Origin of the sequence: Agromyces zhanjiangensis (assembly GCF_040496055.1) — a bacterium.
Lineage (GTDB): Bacteria > Actinomycetota > Actinomycetes > Actinomycetales > Microbacteriaceae > Agromyces > Agromyces zhanjiangensis.
Genome location: NZ_JBEPKB010000004.1, coordinates 40,129 through 57,892 on the forward strand (window position 1 = coordinate 40,129; position 17,764 = coordinate 57,892).

The following is a 17,764-nucleotide window of genomic DNA, read 5'->3' on the forward strand; positions in this document are numbered from 1 at the left end:
GCGGAAACACGCGGATTTCCGGCCCATTCGGGCAGGTTCGCAGGGGGCTTGACGGATGCCGCGGCATCCGTCGTCAAGCGCACCTCGCATGTCCGCCGGGGACGACGAGAGGGGCGCCCCGGATGATCCGGGACGCCCCTCTCGTGAAGCGGGTGCTTACCAGCTCGACTTGGTGATGCCGGGCAGCTCGCCCCGGTGCGCCATGTCACGGAACCGGACGCGCGAGACGCCGAACTTCGTGAGCACGCCGCGGGGGCGGCCGTCGATGGCGTCGCGCGAGCGGACGCGCACCGGCGAGGCGTTGCGGGGCAGCTTCTGCAGGCCGACGCGGGCGGCCTCACGGGCCTCGTCGGTCGCGTTCGGGTCGACGAGGGTCTTCTTCAGCTCGGCGCGCTTCGCGGCGTAGCGGTCGACGACCACCTTGCGCTGCTCGTTGCGCGCGATCTTGCTCTTCTTGGCCATGTCCTAGCGCTCCTCTCGGAAGTCGACGTGCTTGCGCACCACGGGGTCGTACTTCTTGAGCACGAGACGGTCGGGGTTGTTGCGACGGTTCTTGCGGGTCACGTAGGTGTACCCGGTGCCGGCCGTCGAACGGAGCTTGATGATCGGACGGATGTCCTGCTGCTTCGCCATTAGAGCTTCACCCCACGAGCCTGGATGTCCTTGATGACGGCCTCGATGCCACGGGCGTCGATCACCTTGATGCCCTTGGCGGACACGTTCAGGGTGACGTTACGACGCAGCGACGGCACGTAGTAGGTCTTCTTCTGCACGTTCGGGTCGAAGCGGCGCTTCGTCCGGCGGTGCGAGTGCGAGATGTTGTGGCCGAAGCCGGGGACGGCTCCGGTCACCTGGCACACTGCTGCCATTGGTCTTTCCTCCAATACCGAGGGGCCGGACGGCCCCTCCCAAGGTCTCTTGTCTGCAGGCGATCCCCTCCGCTCGCGCGGTAGATACCGGGGGATTCGTCCACGGTCTGAGCGGTGGAAGCGCCCAGCCAAAGGGAAAGCCTAGCAGATCAGGGCATCGAGCCCGAACCCGGCGCCGGCCGCGCCGCCGTCGCGTCGCCCGGTGAGGCGGCGTCGACGCGCGTGGGGCCATCCCTCGTCGGCTCGCCGCGGTCGACCCAACGACGCGACAGCAGCGCAGCGAGCAGGAAGCACAGCGCGCCGAGCAGGGTCCCGAGGTTCGCCCAGAGGAGGTTCAGGAGCGTCCCCGTCTCCGGGATCACGTAGGCGCCGATCGCGGAGAGCCCGAAGAACACCGAGCCGAGCATGCCCAGCCACGTGCCGTGCCAGGTGCGGGCGTCGGTGTCCCACAGCTCGCCGCGGTGCGTCGTCGCGACCATCGCGAACGCGCTCGCGGCGAGGAACGCGAGCGAGCCCCAGGCGTCCGGCTTCCAGCCGGCCCCCACGTAGTCGGGCGCCGCGATCGCGGCCAGCAGGGCCAGCGTGGTGCTGAGGTTGAAGAGGAGCGTCCCGACGAACTGCACCGCGGCCGCCCACCAGTCCCACCAGTCGGCCCGGTTCGTCACGCGACGGCGCGGCAGGTGCCGGCCGCTGAGGCTGAGCTGCACGAAGGCGGCCAGCGTGAAGAACACGGAACCGGCCACGAACGTGATGTTCACGCCGACCGGCCCCAACCACTCGGCGTAGAAGGGGAACGCCGCCACGAGGAAGCACAGCGACCCGATCGCGAAGCCCCACGCCTCGCGACGGAGCCGTCGCACCCGGCCCACCCCGCGCGCCCCGCGCGCCGCCATCCCGCCCCGCTCCCGATCGCTCAGTGGTGGAAGGCCTGGACGAGGCCCTCGTGCGGCATCGGCGCGTCGAGGCCGTCGAGGAACTCCGTCTCCTCGCGGATGTCGCGCAGCAGGTCCTCGGCGAGGTCGTGGCTGAGGCCGTTGCGGCACACGATGCGCATGACGGTCTGGTCGGACTGGTCGCCGGAGAGCGGGTAGGCCGGCACGAGCCATCCCTTGATGCGCAGCCGCTCGGCCAGGTGGTACAGCGTCCACTTGTCGGTGTAACCGGGCACCTGCCGCCACGCGAAGACCGGGATGTCGGTACCGTCGGTCAGCAGTTCGTACGCGTCGAGCGCGGCGATCTCGCCCGAGAGGAACACGGCGACGTCCTGCGACGCCTGCTGGATCGCGGTGTACCCGAGACGGCCCAGCCGCAGGAACCGGTAGTACTGCAGCAGCACCTGCGCTCCGGGGCGGGAGAAGTTGATGGCGAACGTCGGCATCGAGCCGCCGAGGTAGCTCACCCGGAACACGAGGTCCTCGGGCAGCGCGGCGGTGTTCCGCCAGACGACCCAGCCGACGCCCGGGTAGACGAGCCCGTACTTGTGGCCCGACGTGTTGATCGACTGCACCCGCTCCACGCGGAAGTCCCACTGGAGGTCGGGCTGCAGGAACGGCGCGACCATCGCGCCGGAGGCGCCGTCGACGTGGATCGGGATGTCGAGGCCGGTCGCCGCCTGGATCTCGTCGAGCTTCGCGGCGACCTTCGTCACGGGCTCGTAGGAGCCCGTGTAGGTGACGCCCATGATCACGACGACGCCGATCGTGTTCTCGTCGACCACGTCCTCGAGCCCGGTGCCGTCCATGAGCGGGTGCTCGTCGCTCGTCGCGATGAACCGCATCTCGATGTCGAAGAAGTTGCAGAACTTCTCCCAGCACACCTGCACGGCGCTCGACATGATGAGGTTCGGCGTCTCGGTCGACTTGCCCGCCGCGCGTCGCGCGTGCTGCCAGCGGCGCTTCAGCGCGAGTCCGCCCAGCATGCACGCCTCGGACGATCCGATCGTGGACGTCCCGATCGCGTCGCTCGGGTCGGGCGCGTTCCACAGGTCGGCGAGGATCCGCCAGCAGTACTCCTCGATCGCTGCAGTGGCCGGGTACTCGTCCTTGTCGATCATGTTCTTGTCGAACGCGTCGTGGTAGAGCCGGTCGCCGTGCTCGTCCATCCACGTCGTCACGAACGTCGCGAGGTTGAGGCGCGCGTTGCCGTCGAGCATCGACTCGTCGTGGATGATGCGGTACGCGGTCTCGGGCAGCATCGGCAGCTCCGGTATCTCCGTGTACCGCGCCGTCGTCGCCTCCCCCGCCCGCGTGAACGTCGGCTGCAGCTCGTCGTCGTGTGCCATGGTCCCCCTCCATCGCGTCGGCCGCGGCGGCCGCACCCGTGCGGACGATAGTCCCCGCCGATCGGCGCCTCAAGGGCCGGAAGGACGACGAAGCGGATGCCGCGGGCACGACGTGCGCCCGCGGCATCCGCTCTTCGGCTCATCGCGCCGTCACGGCGCGGCCCGGCCTCAGGAGGTCAGGGAGTCGACGTACTCCTGGTTGTCGGCGATCCACTGCTCGACGACGGGGCCGTAGTCGTCGGAGTCGTTCTCGTTGAACATGGCGTTCTCGAGGGAGTAGAGCAGCTCGCTGTCCATCGTGAAGCCCTGCAGCCACCCGGCGAGGGTGGGGTGGGTCTCCTCGAGGTCCGCGGTGCCGAACGAGTGGATGCCCTCGGCGTCGCCGAGCGTGCCCTCGGGGTCCTCGAGGTCCTTGATCGGGAACGCGTCGTAGGCCCAGTGCGGACGCCACAGGGTGACGGCGATGTTCTCTCCGGCGTCGGTGGCCGCGGTCAGCTCGGCGAGCATCGCCGGGGTCGACGAGGTGAGGTAGTCCATGCCGTCGAGGCCGTACGTCGGGATGACGCTGTCGGTCGTGACGCGGTTGAGGCCCGAGCCCGGCTCGATGCCGACGAGGCGGTTGTCGAACGCGTCGGCGTCGGCGGCGAGGTCGGCGAGCGAGTCGACGGGGGCGTCCTCGTTCACGGCGATCGTGAGCTTGGCGTCCTCGTTCCAGGCGCCGAGGTCGACGATGTCGTTCCCGTACTGCTCGACGTAGTCGGCGTGGGTGATGGGCAGCCAGGTGTCGAGCGTGACGTCGTAGTCGCCGTCGCTCAGGCCCTGGAAGACCGGGGCGGCGTCGGCGTACTCGAGCTCGACGTCGTAGCCCTGCTCCTCGAGCACGGCCTTCCAGAGCTCGCTCGCGGCGATGCCCTCGTCCCAGCCGTTGAACACGGCGATGGTGACGTCCTGCTGGTCGCCGTTGTCGAGGGTCTCGGCCTCGGCGCCCGAGGCGCAGCCGGAGAGGGCGAGCGCCGCGGCGCCGCCGAGGGCGAGGGTGGAGATGAGGTGACGCTTGGTCATGTGCAGGGTGTTCCTTTCCTCCCGTGTGCTGTGGCACGGGTGTTGGGGATGGTTCCGCGCGGGTTCCGCGCGGGGGTCCTGGGGGCGGCGGATGCCGCGCCCCGGGGCATGCCGGGCGCCGCCGCTCCGTGGCCGAAGGGCGGTGACCGAATGGTCTGGTTACTTTGCGCCGACCGGCGACTTCACGGCGGAGTGCTTCACCGCGAGGCCCGAGCCCTCGGTTTCGGCGAGCGTGGTGGCCGTCGAGGCATCCGTGCTCTCGGTGGCATCCACCGGCGGGGCATCCGCCCGGCGCGGCCGCGGGAGCAGGCGACGACGGCCGGAGCCGAACGCGCCCGTGATGCGGTCGAGCACGATCGCGAGGATCACGACCGACAGGCCGGCCTCGAAGCCGAGCCCGACGTCGATGCGCGTGAGGGACTGCACGACGTCGCCGCCGAGGCCGCCCGCGCCCACCATGCCGGCGATGACGACCATCGAGAGCGAGAGCATGATGACCTGGTTGACGCCGGCCATGATCGACGGCATCGCGAGCGGCAGCTGGATCTGGCGGAGGATGCGCCACGGCGACGAGCCGAAGGCGTGACCCGCCTCGACGACCTCGCGGTCGACGCCGCGGATGCCGAGCTCGGTGAGTCGCACGCCGGGCGCCATCGCGAACACGATCGTCGCGACGATCCCAGGCACGACACCGACCCGGAACAGGATCAGCGCGGGGATCAGGTACACGAACGCCGGCATCGTCTGCATGAAGTCGAGCACCGGGCGGATGACGCGGCTCGCCACGTCGTTCCGGGCGGCGAGGATGCCGAGCGGGATCGCGACGACCACGGCGATCGCGCTCGAGACGAGCACGAGCGCGAGCGTGTCCATGGCGTTCTCCCACTGGTCGACGCCCACGATCACGAGCAGGCCGACCAGCGTTCCGACGGCGAGCTTCCAGCCCTTGGCGAACCACGCGAGCGCGGCGATCACGAGGATCACGGCCCAGAACGGCGGGGTCGACAGCACCAGGTCGACGACGTCGTAGAAGCCGGCGAAGACGGCGCGGATGACGTCGAAGAGGCCGCCGAGCGCGTCGGTCAGGATGTCGATGGCACCCTCGGCGAGCTCGCCGAGGGGGAGGCGGATGTCGGTCATGCGCGGCTCCCTTCGCTCGCTGCCCGGCCCGCGTCGGCGGAGGCGATCGCCTCCTCGAGGCCCGGTGCGGGCTCGGGCCGACCCTCCTCCGTCGAGCGCAGGGTCTCGGTGATCACGTCGACGGGCACCGTGGCGGGCGGGGTGATCGCCGGGAGCTCGCCCGTGGTCGCCGGCACGTTGCCGAGCGCGGCGAGCAGGGTGACCCGTGGCACGGCGCCGAGGAGGCGCTGCCGGTCGTCGACGACCGCGAGCGCGAGTTCGTGCTCGACGGCGCTGCCGAGCAGCTCCGCGAGGGGCACGTCGGGGCCGACGGTCGCGACGTCGTCCCGGATGGCGGCGTCGAGCGTGCGCTCGCCGCGCTGGACGAGCCGGAGCACCTCGCGGTCGTGCGCGACCCCGAGCAGGCGCCGGCCCGGCGCGACGACGAACAGGGTCGAGGTCTGCAGGTCGCGCATCGTTCGGAGCGCGGCGCGCGGACCGGCGGAGGACGACACGATCGCGCGCGGCGCCTCCATGACGTTGCCGGCGGTGAGCACGCGGGCCCGGTCGACGTCCTGGACGAACTGCGCGACGTAGTCGTCGGCGGGATCGGTGAGGATCTCCTCGGCGGTGCCGAGCTGCACGATGCGCCCGTCGCGCATGACGGCGATGCGGTCGCCGAGGAACATGGCCTCGTTGAGGTCGTGCGTGATGAAGACGATGGTCTTCCCGAGCTCCTGCTGGAGCTCGACGAGCTGCTCCTGCATCTCGCGTCGGATCAGCGGGTCGAGGGCCGAGAAGGCCTCGTCCATGAGCAGGATGTCGGTGTCCGCGGCGAGCGCGCGGGCGAGGCCGACTCGCTGCTGCATGCCGCCGGAGAGCTCGCCGGGCATCTTGTCGCCCCAGCCCGCGAGGCCGACGCGGTCGAGCACGCGCGAGGCGCGCTCGCGGCGCTCCTCGGCGGGCACGCCCTGGATCTCGAGGCCGTACGCGGCGTTGTCGAGCACCGTGCGGTGCGGCAGCAGGGCGAAGTGCTGGAAGACCATCGAGACGTGGTCGCGGCGGATGGCGCGGAGGCGCTTCGACGGGATTCCCGTGATCCGCTCGCCCATGAGCTCGACCGAGCCGGCGGTCGGCTCGAGCAGGCCGTTGAGCATGCGGATGAGCGTCGACTTGCCGGAGCCCGAGAGGCCCATGACGACGAAGATCTCGCCGCGTCGGACGTCGAACTCGGCGTCGACGACGGCCGCGGTCCCGAGGTGGGCGACGTCGTCGCGGGTCGCGCCGTCGGCGAGTCGCTGGAGCGCTTCGGCCGGCCGGCGGCCGAAGAACCGGGTCAGGCCGCGGACCTCGAGGGCCGGCGGGGCGTGGCGGGCCGCGGCCGAGGCCGCGGCGGTGTCGTGGTTCGTGCCGGGCGGCGCGGCGACCTCGGGGGTCGCGGCGCCGTCCGTGTCGTGGACGGAGGTTTCGAGCATGTGTGCAGGCACTCCGAGGCGCGCTCGACGCGCCGGCCATGGTGCGCTGCGGCCGGCGGGCAGGAGCGTGCTCAGGTCACGGCCGGGTTCCGCGCGATCCGGGAGTCGGGCTCGAGCCGCGGTGGTGCTGTGCACCGGGCGAGCACCGAGTCCAGCGCGCCCGGCCATTGGGGCCGGACACCACGCGGGGAACCGTACGACCCCGGTGGGCACTCTGACGAATGCCGGGCGACCGGGGGCGCGGACTGGGTGGGCGGTCCACGTGGACCGTCGTCAACCGTATCCACCTCCCCGATCGGTTCTCAAATCGTGGCGATGGATTCCGCCCTGGCCAGCGATTTCCGTCACGCCGCGAGCTGCCGCACTCCCCCGGTCCATGGGACCTCCGTCCCGATGGATACCCCATGGGTATTGCTAGGTTGGAGGCTCGGCCGGGATCCCCGACTCGCGGTCATCCGGACCGCCCCGGTCGGACACAGGAAGGCACTCGCATGCTCACCCGCACGACCCCCCTCATCGGCGCACTCGCCGCGATCGCCCTCACGGGCTCGGCACTGTCGCTCACGGCCTGCACCCCGGTGGCGACGGACAGCGCTCCCGCCCCGGCAGCGACCGCGTCGGCGTCTCCGTCATCCGCCCCCGACGCGTCGGCAGCCGCCCCGGAGGCGTCCGCGCCGGACGACGGCGACGGCACCGCCGCCGCACTCGTGTACCTCATCGAGGAGGAGAAGCTGGCGCACGACGTCTACGTCGTGCTCGGCGACCTCTGGGGCGCGCAGGTGTTCGCGAACATCACGGGCAGCGAGACCACGCACCAGGACCTCGTCGCACCGCTGCTCTCGGCACGCGGCATCGACGACCCGCGGTCGGACGAGGTCGGCGTGTTCACCGACCCCGACCTCCAGGCGCTCTACGACGAACTGGTCGCGCGCGGATCGACCAGCCTCGACGAGGCGATCCAGGTCGGCATCGCGATCGAGGAGAAGGACCTCGCCGACCTCGGCGCCGCGATCGCGGCCGAGGACGAGGCCGACGTGGTCGACGTGCTCGAGCGGCTCTACGCGGGTTCGGAGAACCACCTCGCCACGTTCGAGCGCCTCGCCTGACCGCACGACGGACGTCGTCGGCTCAGGCGCGCGCGCCCTCCGCAGCCTGACGGGAGCACTCGGCGCAGAGCCCGAACACGTCGACGACGTGGGCCGGCGCGGTGAACCCCTGCTCGGCCGCCACGCGCTGGGCCCACGTCTCGACCTCATCGGCCGCGATCTCGACGGTCAGCCCGCAGTTGCGGCAGATGAGGTGGTGATGGTGGCCGGTGCTGCACGCACGATAGATCGCCTCGCCCTCTGGCGACTGCAGGCAGTCGGCGTCGCCGCTCGCCGCGAGGTCGCCGAGCGCACGGTAGACGGTCGCCAGGCCGATGGGCGACCCGCTCGCGTGCAGTGCCGAGTGCAGCGCCTGCGCGCTGATGAACCCCTCGGTGCCGTCGAGCGCATCGCGCACCGCCTCGCGCTGCCAGGTGTTCCGTTTCATGCGATCCGTGCGTCCTCCGCGGTCTCCACCGGTATCGGAGCCCGCCTCGAGGGTAGTCGTCGCAGCTGTGAGCCGCCGAGCGCGACGAGGAAGAACGCCGTCGCCGCCAATGCGATCGCCGGCCCTGCCGCGACCGCCAGCGCACGGGAGGCGAGCACCCCGACGACCCCCGAGGCCGCCCCGATGACGGGCGCGGCGAACAGCACCCCGCGATAGGTCGAGACGACGGCGCGCGCGGCGGCGGCAGGTGCCGCGATGAGCGCGATCGCGAGGATCGCTCCGACGGCCGGCAGCGAGCTCACGACGGATGCCGCGGTGAGCCCGAGCACGAGGAGCTCCACCGGCCATTCGCGGAAGCCCGCGGCGCGGAACCCGCCGGGATCGAACGTCGAGAAGGCGATGCGCTGGCCGAAGGCGCCGACCAGCACGACCGCGGCGGCGAAGACGGCGCCCGCGAGCGCGATGTCGGCGTCGGTCACCGTCAGGATCGATCCGACGAGGAGCGACTCCGGACGGACCGGGATCCCCGGCAGCGCGGCCTGGAGGAGCGCCCCCGCCGCGAACCCGCCCGTGAGGACGATGCCCGCGGCGACCTGCGCACCCTGATGCCGCACGCGGGCGATCGCGATCATGACCGCGACGATGACGACGGATGCCACGGCCGCACCGAGCGGGACGCTGAGGCCGAGGGCGGCCGCCGCGACCGCGCCGGGGTAGGTCGCGTGCGTGAGCGCCTGCGCGAAGAACGTCCGCCGCCGGAGCACGACGAGCGCACCGACGAAACCGGCGCCCGCCCCGATCACCACCGCGGCGAGCAGTGCGCGCTCGAAGTACCCCATCAGCGCTCCCCCACCGCGACGCTCGGGCGCTGCGCGTCGGATGCCGCGGCACGCCGCGTCATCCGGTCCCGGACGAGCCGCGCCGACAGCATCAGCGCGTACACCACGACGAAGACCGCGACGACCGTACTGCCGGCCGGAAGGTCGACGCCGGCGCCGACGGAGATGCCGAACCCGACGGCGAGGCCGAGCCAGGCGCTCGTCGCGCCGATCGCGGTCGCGACGGGGAAGAGCAGCCAGAGGCGCACCGTGACGAGACGGGCCGAGGCTCCGGGGACGATGAGCAACGCCAGGACGAGGAGCGTGCCGACCGTGCTGGCTCCCGCCACCACGACGAGTGCGATCGCCGCGTTGAGCACCAGGTCCAGGACCAGCCCGCGATCGCCGGCCGCGCGACTGCCCTGCGGGTCGAACGCCCGGAACACCTGCTGCTTGAGGGTCGCCGCCACGGCGACGGCCGCGGCCGACGAGACGATGAGGAGCGGCGCGACGTCCTGCGGTGCGATCGTCAGCACGCGGCCGAACAGGAGCGCCTCGAGTTCGCCCGCGTAGTCGTCGCTCATCGAGACGACGATCACGCCGATGCTGAAGGTCGCGGTGAGCACGACCGCCACCGCGGCGTCCGAGGTGACCCCGCTCCGGAGGAAGAGCGTGAGCAGGACCGCGCCGATGAGGGCGGCGATCGCGGCGCCCGGAACGAGCCCCGCCGTGCCCCCGACGGCGAGTCCGATCGCGAGACCGGGGAAGACCGCGTGCGTGAGGCCGTCGCTGATGAACTCCAGGCCCCGCAGGTTCACGAGCACGCCGACGATGCCCGCCACGATCGAGAGCACGACGAGCACCAGCAGCGCTCGCCCCATGAACGGCAGCGCGAATGCGCCGAAGAGCAGGTCGTACGGGCTCATCGCCGGCCACTCCCCCGGTCGCATGCCCGTTCCGGCATCAATGTCCCTCGTGCCCGGGCACGACCACGGTGTGCTCGTCGATCTCGACCTCGACGCCCTCGAAGCACTCCTGCACGTTCTCGAGCGTGAGCACGTCGTCCACCGGGCCGCAGCCGATCTGGCTCCCGTTCACCAGGAGCACCGAGTCGCACACCTGCCGCGCCAGCTCGAGGTCGTGGGTGGAGACGACGATCGCGACGCCGCGCGACTTGAGCGTGCGGATGGTCTCGATGAGCGCATCGCGGTTCGCCTGGTCGAGCCCGTTGAACGGCTCGTCCAGCAGCAGCAGCACCGGCTCGGACGCCAGCGCGCGCGCCAGCATGCCGCGCTGGCGCTGGCCGCCGGAGAGCTCGCCGAAGCGACGGCGTGCGCGGTCGGCGAGTCCCACGGTCTCGATCGCACCGCGGACGATCTCGCGGTCGTGCCGGCCGGGCCACCGCAGCAGGCCGAGCCTGCGGTAGCGCCCCTGCATCACGACCTGCTCGAGGCTGATCGGGAAGTCCGGGTCGAGATCGGACGACTGCGGCAGGAACCCGATCATGCCGTCGGCGGCATGCTCCGCTCCCCCGACACGCATCGTGCCCTCGACGATCGGCACGAGGCCGAGGATGCCGCGCAGGAGGGTCGACTTGCCGGCGCCGTTCGGCCCGATGACCGCGACGGCCTCGCCCGGTGCGACCGAGAGCCTGAGGCCGCTGACGCCGGCCCCTCCCGGGTGCCGGAATGCGGCGTCCCGGAGGACGAGGACGGCTCCCGACTCGGTCATGTCGTCATCCTCCCAGCACCGAGGGCACCGGGGAAGGCTCGACGCCCCACGACTCGAGGATGAGCTCCACGTTGTGGACCTGGCTGCCGAGGTACGTCTCCCCGTCCGATCCGGGCTGGCCGAGCGAGTCGCCGTACAGCGCGTCCTCGCCCGAGTAGACCGTCACGCCGGCCTCGTCGGCGATCGTCTCGGCCGCCTTCGGCGAGATCGACGCCTCGGAGAAGACCGCCTGCACGCCGGTCTCGGCGATCCGCTCGACGAGCGCGTCGATCTCCGCTGCGCTCGGCTCGGCGTTGTCGTCGAAGCTCGGGATCACGCTGCCGACGAACGTGATGTCGTACGCGTGCAGGAAGTAGGTGAACGCGTCGTGGTTGGTCACGAGGAGCCGCTGGTCGACCGGGACCGTCGCGACGTTCTCCGCGATCCACGCGTCGAGCGCCTCGAGTCGAGCGGTGTAGTCGTCCGCGTTCGCCGAGATCGCCCCGGCGTCGATGCCGGGCACCTCCTCGAGACCGGCCGCGATGTTCGCGACCATGCGTTCGGCGAGCCCCGGATCGGTCCAGATGTGCGGGTTGCCGTCCTCGTGCGCGTGCTCGTCCTCGGCCTCGTGGTCGTGCTCGCCCGCGTGCTCGTCATCGGTCGCCTCGAGTTCGATGCCGGTGCTCGCGTCGATCAGCACGCCGTCGAACCCGGAGGCCGCGACGGCGTCGTCGATCCACGACTCGAGCCCCGCGCCGTTGACGACGAGGGCGTCGGCCGTCCCGAGCGCGAGCAGCTGCGCGGCCGACGGGTCGAACGAGTGGGCGCTCTGCCCGGGCTCGAGCAGCCCGGTCACCTCGGCGGCGTCCCCCGCGACCTCGGCGGCGAAGTCGGCGACCTGCGTGGTCGTCGCGACGACCCGCACGCCGCCCGACTCCGACCCGCCGGGCGCGGCGCAGCCCGCGAGCAGGGCGATGGAGGTCGCACCGACGGCGAGTGCGGACAGGCGGATGCTGCGGGTCGATGCGGTGGGCATGGCACGAGCGTACGCGTTATTGATAATGATTGTCAAAACCATCTGTCCGGCGTCGATCGTTCGCATGACGTTCTGTGCAGGGGGGCTGTCCTTCGTCGGTCGTCCATGCGAGAGTGTCAGCCGTGGAAACCGCCACGAGCCCGATCACCCTGCACCCGTTCACCCCCTCCGACGCCGAGCGCCTGCTCGACGGCCACGTCGACCCGCTCGACGGCTGGGAGGGCGGCTACTCGTTCACCGACGAACCCGAGCTTCTCGCCGACTACATCCGCGCAGCGCAGCGCGACGGCGACCCGGCCCCCTTCGGTCCCTACCTCGTTCGGCGTCTCGGCACCGACGGAGAGGACGGCGCCGCCGTCGGCGGCGTGAACCTCTTCGGCCCGCCCGACGAGCGCGGCGCCGTCGAGTTCGCCTTCGGGCTCGTCCCCGCCGCCCGCGGCGCGGGCCTGGCCCACCACGTCGTCGACGCCGCGCTCGACGTGCTCCGCCTGGCCGGCGCCCTCGTCGCGCGCGCCGAGTGCGAGATCGCGAACCTGCCCGCTCGTCGCGTGCTCGAGCAGGCCGGCCTCGTCGAGGTGGGCCGGACCGACGGCGTGGTCGTCTACGAGATCCGCCTCTGACACGTCGTCCCGGCGCGCGCCGGACCGACGCCGCTGCTACTCGAGCAGGAGCGCGGGCTCCTCGATGATCGATGCGACGTCCGCCAGGAACCGGCTGGCGACGTCGCCGTCCACGACCCGGTGATCGAACGACCCGCCGATCGTCGTGACGAACCGGGGCCGCACCTCGCCGTCGACCACCCAGGGCTTCTGCCGGATGGTGCCGAGCGCGACGATCGCCACCTCGCCGGTGTTCAGGATCGGCGTCCCCGTGTCCATGCCGAAGACGCCGATGTTCGTGATCGTGATCGTGCCGCCCTGCATCTCGGCGGGCTGCGTCTTGCCCTCGCGAGCCGTCAGCGTCAACTGCTCGAGCGCCGTGGCGAGCTCCACCATCGTCATGGCCTGCGCCTCCTTGACGTTCGGCACGATGAGCCCGCGGGGCGTCGCCGCGGCGACCCCGAGGTTGACGTAGTGCTTGACGATGATCTCGTCATCGGTCCACTGCGCGTTCACCGTCGGGTTGCGGCGCGCGGCCCAGATCATCGCCTTCGCCATGATCAGCAGCGGCGACACCTTCACGCCCGCGAAGTCCGGCGACGCCTTCAGCCGCTTGACGTACTCCATGGTCCGCGTCGCGTCGACGTCGACGAAGACGGATACATGCGGCGCGGAGTATGCACTCTGCACCATCGTCTGCGCGATCGCCTTCCGCACGCCCTTCACGGGGATCCGGGTCTCGCGGTCGGCGGGCAGCTCGGGCGTCTGGATGTTGCGGAAGACGCTGGCCTGGCTGGCCTCGCGGATCACGTCGTCGCGCGTGATGTCGCCGATCGGGCCGGTCGGCGCGACGCGCGACAGGTCGACGCCGAGGTCCTTCGCGAGCTTGCGGATCGGCGGCTTCGCGATCACCGGGACCCCGTCGTCGTGGCGCTCCGCCGGGCGGGTCGGCTCCGCCGGCGCGGGCGAGGGTGCCGCCGGGGGAGGGGACGCGGGCGCGGCGGGGGGTGCCGGCGGCGGGGGAGCCAGGTGCTCGTGCGCACCGCCGGGCGCCGGATGGCGACGGCGACGGCTCTGGCCCGGGCCGCTGCTGCCGTGTCCCACGAGCACGGCGCCGCCCTCGTCGGCGGACGTCGACGCGGGTGCGGCCGACGCCGGTGCTCCCGGTGCGGCGGCAGGTGCCTCGGCGGGAGCGGGCGGGCCATCCGGCGAGGACATGCCGGCAGCGGCATCCGTCTGGATCACCAGGATCGGAGTGCCCACGTCGACCGTCCGGCCCTCCTCGACGAGCAGCTCCGTGACGGTGCCCTCGAACGCGCTCGGCAGTTCGACGAGCGACTTCGCCGTCTCGATCTCGACGAACACCTGGTCGAGCGCGATGCGTTCGCCGGGCGCGACGCGCCACTGCACGATCTCGGCCTCGGTCAGGCCCTCGCCCACGTCGGGAAGCGGGAATCGGATCTCGCTCATCGTGCTCCTCAGGTTCGAAGGTGCGGCATCGGGTGCGAGCCGCGGATCAGTAGGACAGCGAACGGTCGACCGCCTCGAGCACCCGGTCCGCGCTGGGCAGGTACTCGGACTCGAGCGCGGCGGGCGGGAACGGCGTGTCGAAGCTCGAGACGCGCAGCACCGGGGCCTCGAGCGAGTAGAACGCCCGCTCGGCGACCGTCGCGGCGATCTCGGAGCCCACGCTCACGAACCCGTAGGCCTCCTGCGCGACCACGAGCCGGCCGGTGCGCTGCACCGAGTCGACGATCGGACCGAAGTCGATGGGGGAGAGGGAGCGCAGGTCGACGACCTCCAGGCTCCGGCCCTCCTCGGCCGCGATGTCGGCGGCCTGCAGCAGCGTGGCGATCATCGCGCCGTGCCCGACCACGGTGACGTCGTCTCCGCGCCGGACGACGCGGCTCGCGTGCAGCGGCAGGCCGGCGTGGTCGTGGTCGACCGGGCCCTTGGGCCAGTAGCGGCTCTTCGGCTCGAAGAACAGCACCGGGTCGTTCGAGGCGATCGCCTCCTGGATCATCCAGTACGCGTCGTGCGGCGACGACGGGCTGACCACGCGGAGGCCCGGGGTGTGCGCGAAGTACGCCTCTGGGCTCTCCTGGTGGTGCTCGATCGAGCCGATGTGGCCGCCGTAGGGCACGCGGATGACGACCGGCATCGGCATCCCGCCGTCGTGACGGAGGTTCATGCGCGCGAGCTGCGTGGTGATCTGGTCGAACGCCGGGAAGATGAACCCGTCGAACTGGATCTCGAGCACGGGGCGGTACCCGCGCATGGCCATGCCGATCGCGGTGCCCACGATGCCCGACTCCGCGAGCGGGCTGTCGAGCACGCGCCGGTCGCCGAACTCGGCGAGGATGCCCTCGGTGACTCGGAACACCCCGCCGAGCGCGCCGATGTCCTCGCCCATCAGCAGGACCTTCGGGTCGTTCCGCATCGCCTCGCGGAGTCCGGCGTTGATCGCCTTCGCCATCGAGAGCGTGTGCACGCCTCGCAGCTCGTCCGCCTCGGCCGGCGTGCCGGCGACCGTCTCGACCGTCATGCCTGGTCTCCTTCGAACGAGTTCTCGTACTCCTCGAGCCACGCCGACTGCGCGTCCATCAGCGGGTGGGGCTCGCTGTAGACGTGGGCGAAGATGTCGCTGCGCGGGGGAGCGGTGAGCTCGAGCGCGCGCGTCCGGACGTCGGCCGCGATGTCGGCGGCCTCCTCGTCGACGCCGTCGAAGAACCCGGCGGAGGCGCCGCGCCCCTCGAGCCACGCGCGGAAGCGCGTGATCGGGTCGCGCGCGGTCCAGTACGCGACCTCGTCGTCGGTGCGGTACTTCGTCGGGTCGTCGGCCGTCGTGTGGGCGCCCATGCGGTACGTCACGGCCTCGATGAACGACGGACCCTCGCCCGCGCGGGCCTCCTCGAGCGCCCGCCTGGTGACCGCATAGCTCGCGAGCACGTCGTTGCCGTCGATCCGGATGCCCGGCATGCCGAAGCCGCCGCCGCGCAGGGAGAGCGGGCTGCGCGACTGGCGCGACACGGGCACCGAGATCGCCCACTGGTTGTTCTGCACGAAGAAGACCTGCGGCGTGTTGTAGCTCGAGGCGAACACGAGCGCCTCGTTCGCGTCGCCCTGCGACGTCGAGCCGTCGCCGTAGTACACCAGCACGGCGGCATCCGCCTCGGGGTCGCCGGTCGCGGTCGCCCCGTCGAACTGCAGTCCCATGGCGTACCCGGTCGCGTGCAGCGTCTGCGACGCGAGCACGAGCGTGTAGAGGTGGAAGTTGCCGTTCTCCTCAGGGTTCCATCCGCCGAGCGTCGCGCCGCGGAGCAGCTTCAGGATGGCGACGGGGTCGAGGCCGCGGATCATGCCGACGATGTGCTCGCGGTACGACGGGAAGACGTGGTCCTGCGGTCGGGCGGCGCGGGCCGAGCCGACCTGCGCAGCCTCCTGGCCCTGGCTCGGCACCCACAGCGCGAGCTGGCCCTGACGCTGCAGGTTCGCGCCGGTCACGTCGACCCGTCGCGAGACGACCATGTCGCGGTAGAACTGCTCGAGCGCGGCATCCGGCAACGCCTCGACGAGGGGCAGGTAGCCTTCCGCCTCGGGCGTCGGACGCAGTTCGCCCTCGGGCGTCAGGAACTGGACCGTCGGAGCGGTGAAGTCGCGTGAGGGGGCTGCCACCGTTCCACGGTACCCGCTCGATGTGGGCCCCTTCTTGTGGAGGTCAGACAAGCTCCCTGAGAAGCGTTAGGAGCACGTCCACAGACTCGTGCTCGCCCACGGAGACCCTGATGCCGTCGCCGGGGAACGCGCGCGCGACGATCCCACCCGCGAAGAGCGCCTCAGCGACCTCGACCGTGCGGTCGCCGGTCGGCAGCCACACGAAGTTGCCCTGCGCCGCCGGGACCTCCCAGCCCTGCGCGATGAGCGCCTCGCGCAGCGCCTCACGACGCTCGGCGAGCGCGTCGACGCGGGCGAGCAGTTCGGCCTCGTTCTCCGGCTCGAGCGCGGCCAGCGCGCCGGAGGTGGCGACGGCGGTCACGCCGAGGGGGATCGCCGTCGCGCGCGCGGCATCGAGGATCGCGACCGGCCCGATCGCGTAGCCGATCCGGACGCCCGCGAGCCCGTAGGCCTTCGAGAAGGTCCGGAGCACGACGAGGTTCGGGTACCTCCCGATGAGCGAGATGCCGTCGACGGATGCCGCGTCCCTCACGAACTCGGCGTAGGCCTCGTCGAGCAGCACGAGCCGGTCGGCCGGCACGCTCGCCATGAAGCGCTCGAACTCGTCGGCGGTCACGGGCACCCCGGTGGGGTTGTTGGGGGAGCACACGATGAGCACGCGCGTGCGGTCGGTCACGGCGGCGGCCATGGCGTCGAGGTCGTGGCCGTGGTCGGGCCGGTTCGGGACCTGCACGCTCGTGGCGCCGGCGACGGTGACGAGCCCGGGATAGGCCTCGAACGAACGCCACGAGTAGACGACCTCGTCGCCGGGCCCGGCCGCGGCGAGCACGAACTGGGCGAGCAGCGACACGGACCCGGCCCCGACGAGCACCTCGTCGACGGCGACGCCGTATCGCTCGGCCAGCCGCTCGCGGAGTGCCAGCGCGGTCGCGTCCGGGTATCGGTGGACCCCGGAGGCCGCGGCGGAGATGGCCGCCTCGACGGCCGCGACGGGCGGCCAGGGGTTCTCGTTGCTCGACAGCTTGAAGCCGTCCTCCGGGGCGGGCCGGCCCTGACGGTACGGGGGAAGCGCGGCGATCTCCGGGCGCAGGCGCACCTGCGGGGGCGTGGGCTCCGATGCGGTCACGGCATCCACCGTACCCCTTCGCTCGCACGCCACCCGCTGCCATAGTTGTGGGATGCGCTTCCTCCTGAAGGTCATCGTCGTCGCGTTCGCGCTGTGGCTCACGACGCTCATCGTCTCGGGCGTCAGGGTGGTGCCCTACGAGGACACCGACATCGCGACGGTGCTCACGTACCTGCTGATCGCGGCGATCTTCGGCATCGTGAACGCGACGATCGGGACGTTCATCCGCATCGTCGGCTTCCCCCTCTACGTGCTGACGCTCGGGCTCATCTCGTTCATCGTCAACGGGCTGCTCCTGCTCCTCGTCGACTGGATCAGCGGCCTGATGGGCTTCGGCCTCGAGGTCGACGGGTTCTGGTGGGGCGTCCTCGGCGCCCTCGTGCTCGGCCTCATCAGCTGGCTGATCGGGCTGGTCGTCCGGCCGGCCGACTGACCGAGGGAGTGGCGGGCGGCCGAGCCGG

At 71.7% G+C, this 17,764-nt stretch carries 20 protein-coding genes; 3 read left to right on the top strand and 17 right to left on the bottom strand.

Features of this window, described 5'->3' with window-relative positions:
- Positions 1 to 156: 156 nt before the first annotated feature.
- From rpsN to ABME02_RS09300, 8 genes are all read right to left on the bottom strand, one after another.
- Positions 157 to 462: a 30S ribosomal protein S14 gene (gene rpsN, locus ABME02_RS09265; protein ID WP_155053011.1), complete on the bottom strand. Its 306-nt coding sequence runs from the start codon at positions 460 to 462 to the stop codon at positions 157 to 159.
- 3 nt (positions 463 to 465) lie between these two features.
- Positions 466 to 633, bottom strand: a complete 168-nt coding sequence (gene rpmG, locus ABME02_RS09270) for a 50S ribosomal protein L33 (RefSeq protein WP_021760158.1) — start codon at positions 631 to 633, stop codon at positions 466 to 468.
- On the bottom strand, positions 633 to 869 hold the full coding sequence (rpmB, locus tag ABME02_RS09275) for a 50S ribosomal protein L28 (RefSeq protein ID WP_056727420.1): 237 nt from the start codon (positions 867 to 869) through the stop codon (positions 633 to 635). The genes rpmG and rpmB overlap by 1 nt, the downstream gene beginning before the upstream one ends.
- 149 nt (positions 870 to 1,018) lie before the next feature.
- Entirely contained in the window at positions 1,019 to 1,729 is a 711-nt protein-coding gene (locus tag ABME02_RS09280) for a hypothetical protein (protein ID WP_353815012.1), read from the bottom strand.
- Between the two features lie 53 nt (positions 1,730 to 1,782).
- A complete protein-coding gene (gene gad, locus ABME02_RS09285) occupies positions 1,783 to 3,150 on the bottom strand; it encodes a glutamate decarboxylase (protein WP_353815013.1) in 1,368 nt (455 codons plus the stop codon).
- Between the two features lie 168 nt (positions 3,151 to 3,318).
- A complete protein-coding gene (locus ABME02_RS09290) occupies positions 3,319 to 4,212 on the bottom strand; it encodes a glycine betaine ABC transporter substrate-binding protein (RefSeq protein ID WP_353815014.1) in 894 nt (297 codons plus the stop codon).
- A 159-nt stretch (positions 4,213 to 4,371) separates the two neighbouring features.
- Complete coding sequence (locus ABME02_RS09295) at positions 4,372 to 5,352, bottom strand: ABC transporter permease (RefSeq protein WP_353815016.1); 981 nt, start codon at positions 5,350 to 5,352, stop codon at positions 4,372 to 4,374.
- Positions 5,349 to 6,806, bottom strand: a complete 1,458-nt coding sequence (locus ABME02_RS09300; protein WP_353815017.1) for a quaternary amine ABC transporter ATP-binding protein — start codon at positions 6,804 to 6,806, stop codon at positions 5,349 to 5,351. The genes ABME02_RS09295 and ABME02_RS09300 overlap by 4 nt, the downstream gene beginning before the upstream one ends.
- 491 nt (positions 6,807 to 7,297) lie before the next feature.
- Between ABME02_RS09300 and ABME02_RS09305 the strand changes: the two genes are divergently transcribed.
- On the top strand, positions 7,298 to 7,912 hold the full coding sequence (locus tag ABME02_RS09305) for a DUF2202 domain-containing protein (RefSeq protein WP_353815018.1): 615 nt from the start codon (positions 7,298 to 7,300) through the stop codon (positions 7,910 to 7,912).
- A gap of 22 nt (positions 7,913 to 7,934) precedes the next feature.
- Here ABME02_RS09305 and ABME02_RS09310 read toward each other — a convergent pair whose 3' ends face one another.
- From ABME02_RS09310 to ABME02_RS09330, 5 genes are read right to left on the bottom strand one after another with little or no spacing between them, the layout of a single operon-like run.
- Entirely contained in the window at positions 7,935 to 8,339 is a 405-nt protein-coding gene (locus ABME02_RS09310; RefSeq protein WP_353815019.1) for a Fur family transcriptional regulator, read from the bottom strand.
- A complete protein-coding gene (locus ABME02_RS09315; RefSeq protein ID WP_353815020.1) occupies positions 8,336 to 9,178 on the bottom strand; it encodes a metal ABC transporter permease in 843 nt (280 codons plus the stop codon). Before ABME02_RS09315 ends, ABME02_RS09310 begins: the two co-directional genes overlap by 4 nt.
- A complete protein-coding gene (locus ABME02_RS09320; protein WP_353815021.1) occupies positions 9,178 to 10,083 on the bottom strand; it encodes a metal ABC transporter permease in 906 nt (301 codons plus the stop codon). Before ABME02_RS09320 ends, ABME02_RS09315 begins: the two co-directional genes overlap by 1 nt.
- Before the next feature lie 37 nt (positions 10,084 to 10,120).
- The gene (locus ABME02_RS09325; protein WP_353815022.1) at positions 10,121 to 10,888 is read right to left on the bottom strand and encodes a metal ABC transporter ATP-binding protein; all 768 of its coding nucleotides are present in this window, start codon (positions 10,886 to 10,888) and stop codon (positions 10,121 to 10,123) included.
- Positions 10,889 to 10,892: 4 nt separating this feature from the next.
- Positions 10,893 to 11,903, bottom strand: a complete 1,011-nt coding sequence (locus ABME02_RS09330; RefSeq protein ID WP_353815023.1) for a metal ABC transporter substrate-binding protein — start codon at positions 11,901 to 11,903, stop codon at positions 10,893 to 10,895.
- Between the two features lie 122 nt (positions 11,904 to 12,025).
- Between ABME02_RS09330 and ABME02_RS09335 the strand changes: the two genes are divergently transcribed.
- Positions 12,026 to 12,523 carry a GNAT family N-acetyltransferase gene (locus ABME02_RS09335; protein ID WP_353815024.1) on the top strand — a complete coding sequence of 166 codons (498 nt, stop codon included), beginning with the start codon at positions 12,026 to 12,028 and terminating at the stop codon, positions 12,521 to 12,523.
- Between the two features lie 36 nt (positions 12,524 to 12,559).
- On the opposite strand, the gene ABME02_RS09340 is transcribed toward ABME02_RS09335, so the two are convergent.
- The 4 genes from ABME02_RS09340 to ABME02_RS09355 form a co-directional block, all read right to left on the bottom strand.
- Positions 12,560 to 13,972, bottom strand: coding sequence for a dihydrolipoamide acetyltransferase family protein (locus ABME02_RS09340; RefSeq protein ID WP_353815025.1), 1,413 nt, complete (start codon positions 13,970 to 13,972; stop codon positions 12,560 to 12,562).
- Positions 13,973 to 14,018: 46 nt separating this feature from the next.
- Complete coding sequence (locus ABME02_RS09345) at positions 14,019 to 14,978, bottom strand: alpha-ketoacid dehydrogenase subunit beta (RefSeq protein ID WP_436408255.1); 960 nt, start codon at positions 14,976 to 14,978, stop codon at positions 14,019 to 14,021.
- 65 nt (positions 14,979 to 15,043) lie between these two features.
- Positions 15,044 to 16,177 (bottom strand): thiamine pyrophosphate-dependent dehydrogenase E1 component subunit alpha, encoded by a 1,134-nt coding sequence (locus ABME02_RS09350; protein WP_353815027.1) that lies wholly within the window; start codon positions 16,175 to 16,177, stop codon positions 15,044 to 15,046.
- 43 nt (positions 16,178 to 16,220) lie between these two features.
- The gene (locus ABME02_RS09355; protein WP_353815028.1) at positions 16,221 to 17,303 is read right to left on the bottom strand and encodes a histidinol-phosphate transaminase; all 1,083 of its coding nucleotides are present in this window, start codon (positions 17,301 to 17,303) and stop codon (positions 16,221 to 16,223) included.
- 52 nt (positions 17,304 to 17,355) lie between these two features.
- Here ABME02_RS09355 and ABME02_RS09360 point away from each other — a divergent pair, with 52 nt between their 5' ends.
- Positions 17,356 to 17,736: a phage holin family protein gene (locus ABME02_RS09360; RefSeq protein ID WP_353815029.1), complete on the top strand. Its 381-nt coding sequence runs from the start codon at positions 17,356 to 17,358 to the stop codon at positions 17,734 to 17,736.
- Positions 17,737 to 17,764 lie beyond the last annotated feature (28 nt).

What these genes read in the sequence shown, in the direction of transcription:
- rpmB (WP_056727420.1), bottom strand. Translation starts at nt 869, where the DNA reads ATGGCAGCAGTGTGCCAGGTGACCGGAGCCGTCCCCGGCTTCGGCCAC.
- gad (WP_353815013.1), bottom strand. Translation starts at nt 3,150, where the DNA reads ATGGCACACGACGACGAGCTGCAGCCGACGTTCACGCGGGCGGGGGAG.
- ABME02_RS09340 (WP_353815025.1), bottom strand. Translation starts at nt 13,972, where the DNA reads ATGAGCGAGATCCGATTCCCGCTTCCCGACGTGGGCGAGGGCCTGACC.
- ABME02_RS09310 (WP_353815019.1), bottom strand. Translation starts at nt 8,339, where the DNA reads ATGAAACGGAACACCTGGCAGCGCGAGGCGGTGCGCGATGCGCTCGAC.
- ABME02_RS09330 (WP_353815023.1), bottom strand. Translation starts at nt 11,903, where the DNA reads ATGCCCACCGCATCGACCCGCAGCATCCGCCTGTCCGCACTCGCCGTC.
- ABME02_RS09295 (WP_353815016.1), bottom strand. Translation starts at nt 5,352, where the DNA reads ATGACCGACATCCGCCTCCCCCTCGGCGAGCTCGCCGAGGGTGCCATC.
- rpmG (WP_021760158.1), bottom strand. Translation starts at nt 633, where the DNA reads ATGGCGAAGCAGCAGGACATCCGTCCGATCATCAAGCTCCGTTCGACG.
- ABME02_RS09305 (WP_353815018.1), top strand. Translation starts at nt 7,298, where the DNA reads ATGCTCACCCGCACGACCCCCCTCATCGGCGCACTCGCCGCGATCGCC.
- ABME02_RS09300 (WP_353815017.1), bottom strand. Translation starts at nt 6,806, where the DNA reads ATGCTCGAAACCTCCGTCCACGACACGGACGGCGCCGCGACCCCCGAG.
- ABME02_RS09290 (WP_353815014.1), bottom strand. Translation starts at nt 4,212, where the DNA reads ATGACCAAGCGTCACCTCATCTCCACCCTCGCCCTCGGCGGCGCCGCG.
- ABME02_RS09315 (WP_353815020.1), bottom strand. Translation starts at nt 9,178, where the DNA reads ATGGGGTACTTCGAGCGCGCACTGCTCGCCGCGGTGGTGATCGGGGCG.
- ABME02_RS09320 (WP_353815021.1), bottom strand. Translation starts at nt 10,083, where the DNA reads ATGAGCCCGTACGACCTGCTCTTCGGCGCATTCGCGCTGCCGTTCATG.
- rpsN (WP_155053011.1), bottom strand. Translation starts at nt 462, where the DNA reads ATGGCCAAGAAGAGCAAGATCGCGCGCAACGAGCAGCGCAAGGTGGTC.
- ABME02_RS09360 (WP_353815029.1), top strand. Translation starts at nt 17,356, where the DNA reads ATGCGCTTCCTCCTGAAGGTCATCGTCGTCGCGTTCGCGCTGTGGCTC.
- ABME02_RS09345 (WP_436408255.1), bottom strand. Translation starts at nt 14,978, where the DNA reads ATGGCGAAGGCGATCAACGCCGGACTCCGCGAGGCGATGCGGAACGAC.
- ABME02_RS09325 (WP_353815022.1), bottom strand. Translation starts at nt 10,888, where the DNA reads ATGACCGAGTCGGGAGCCGTCCTCGTCCTCCGGGACGCCGCATTCCGG.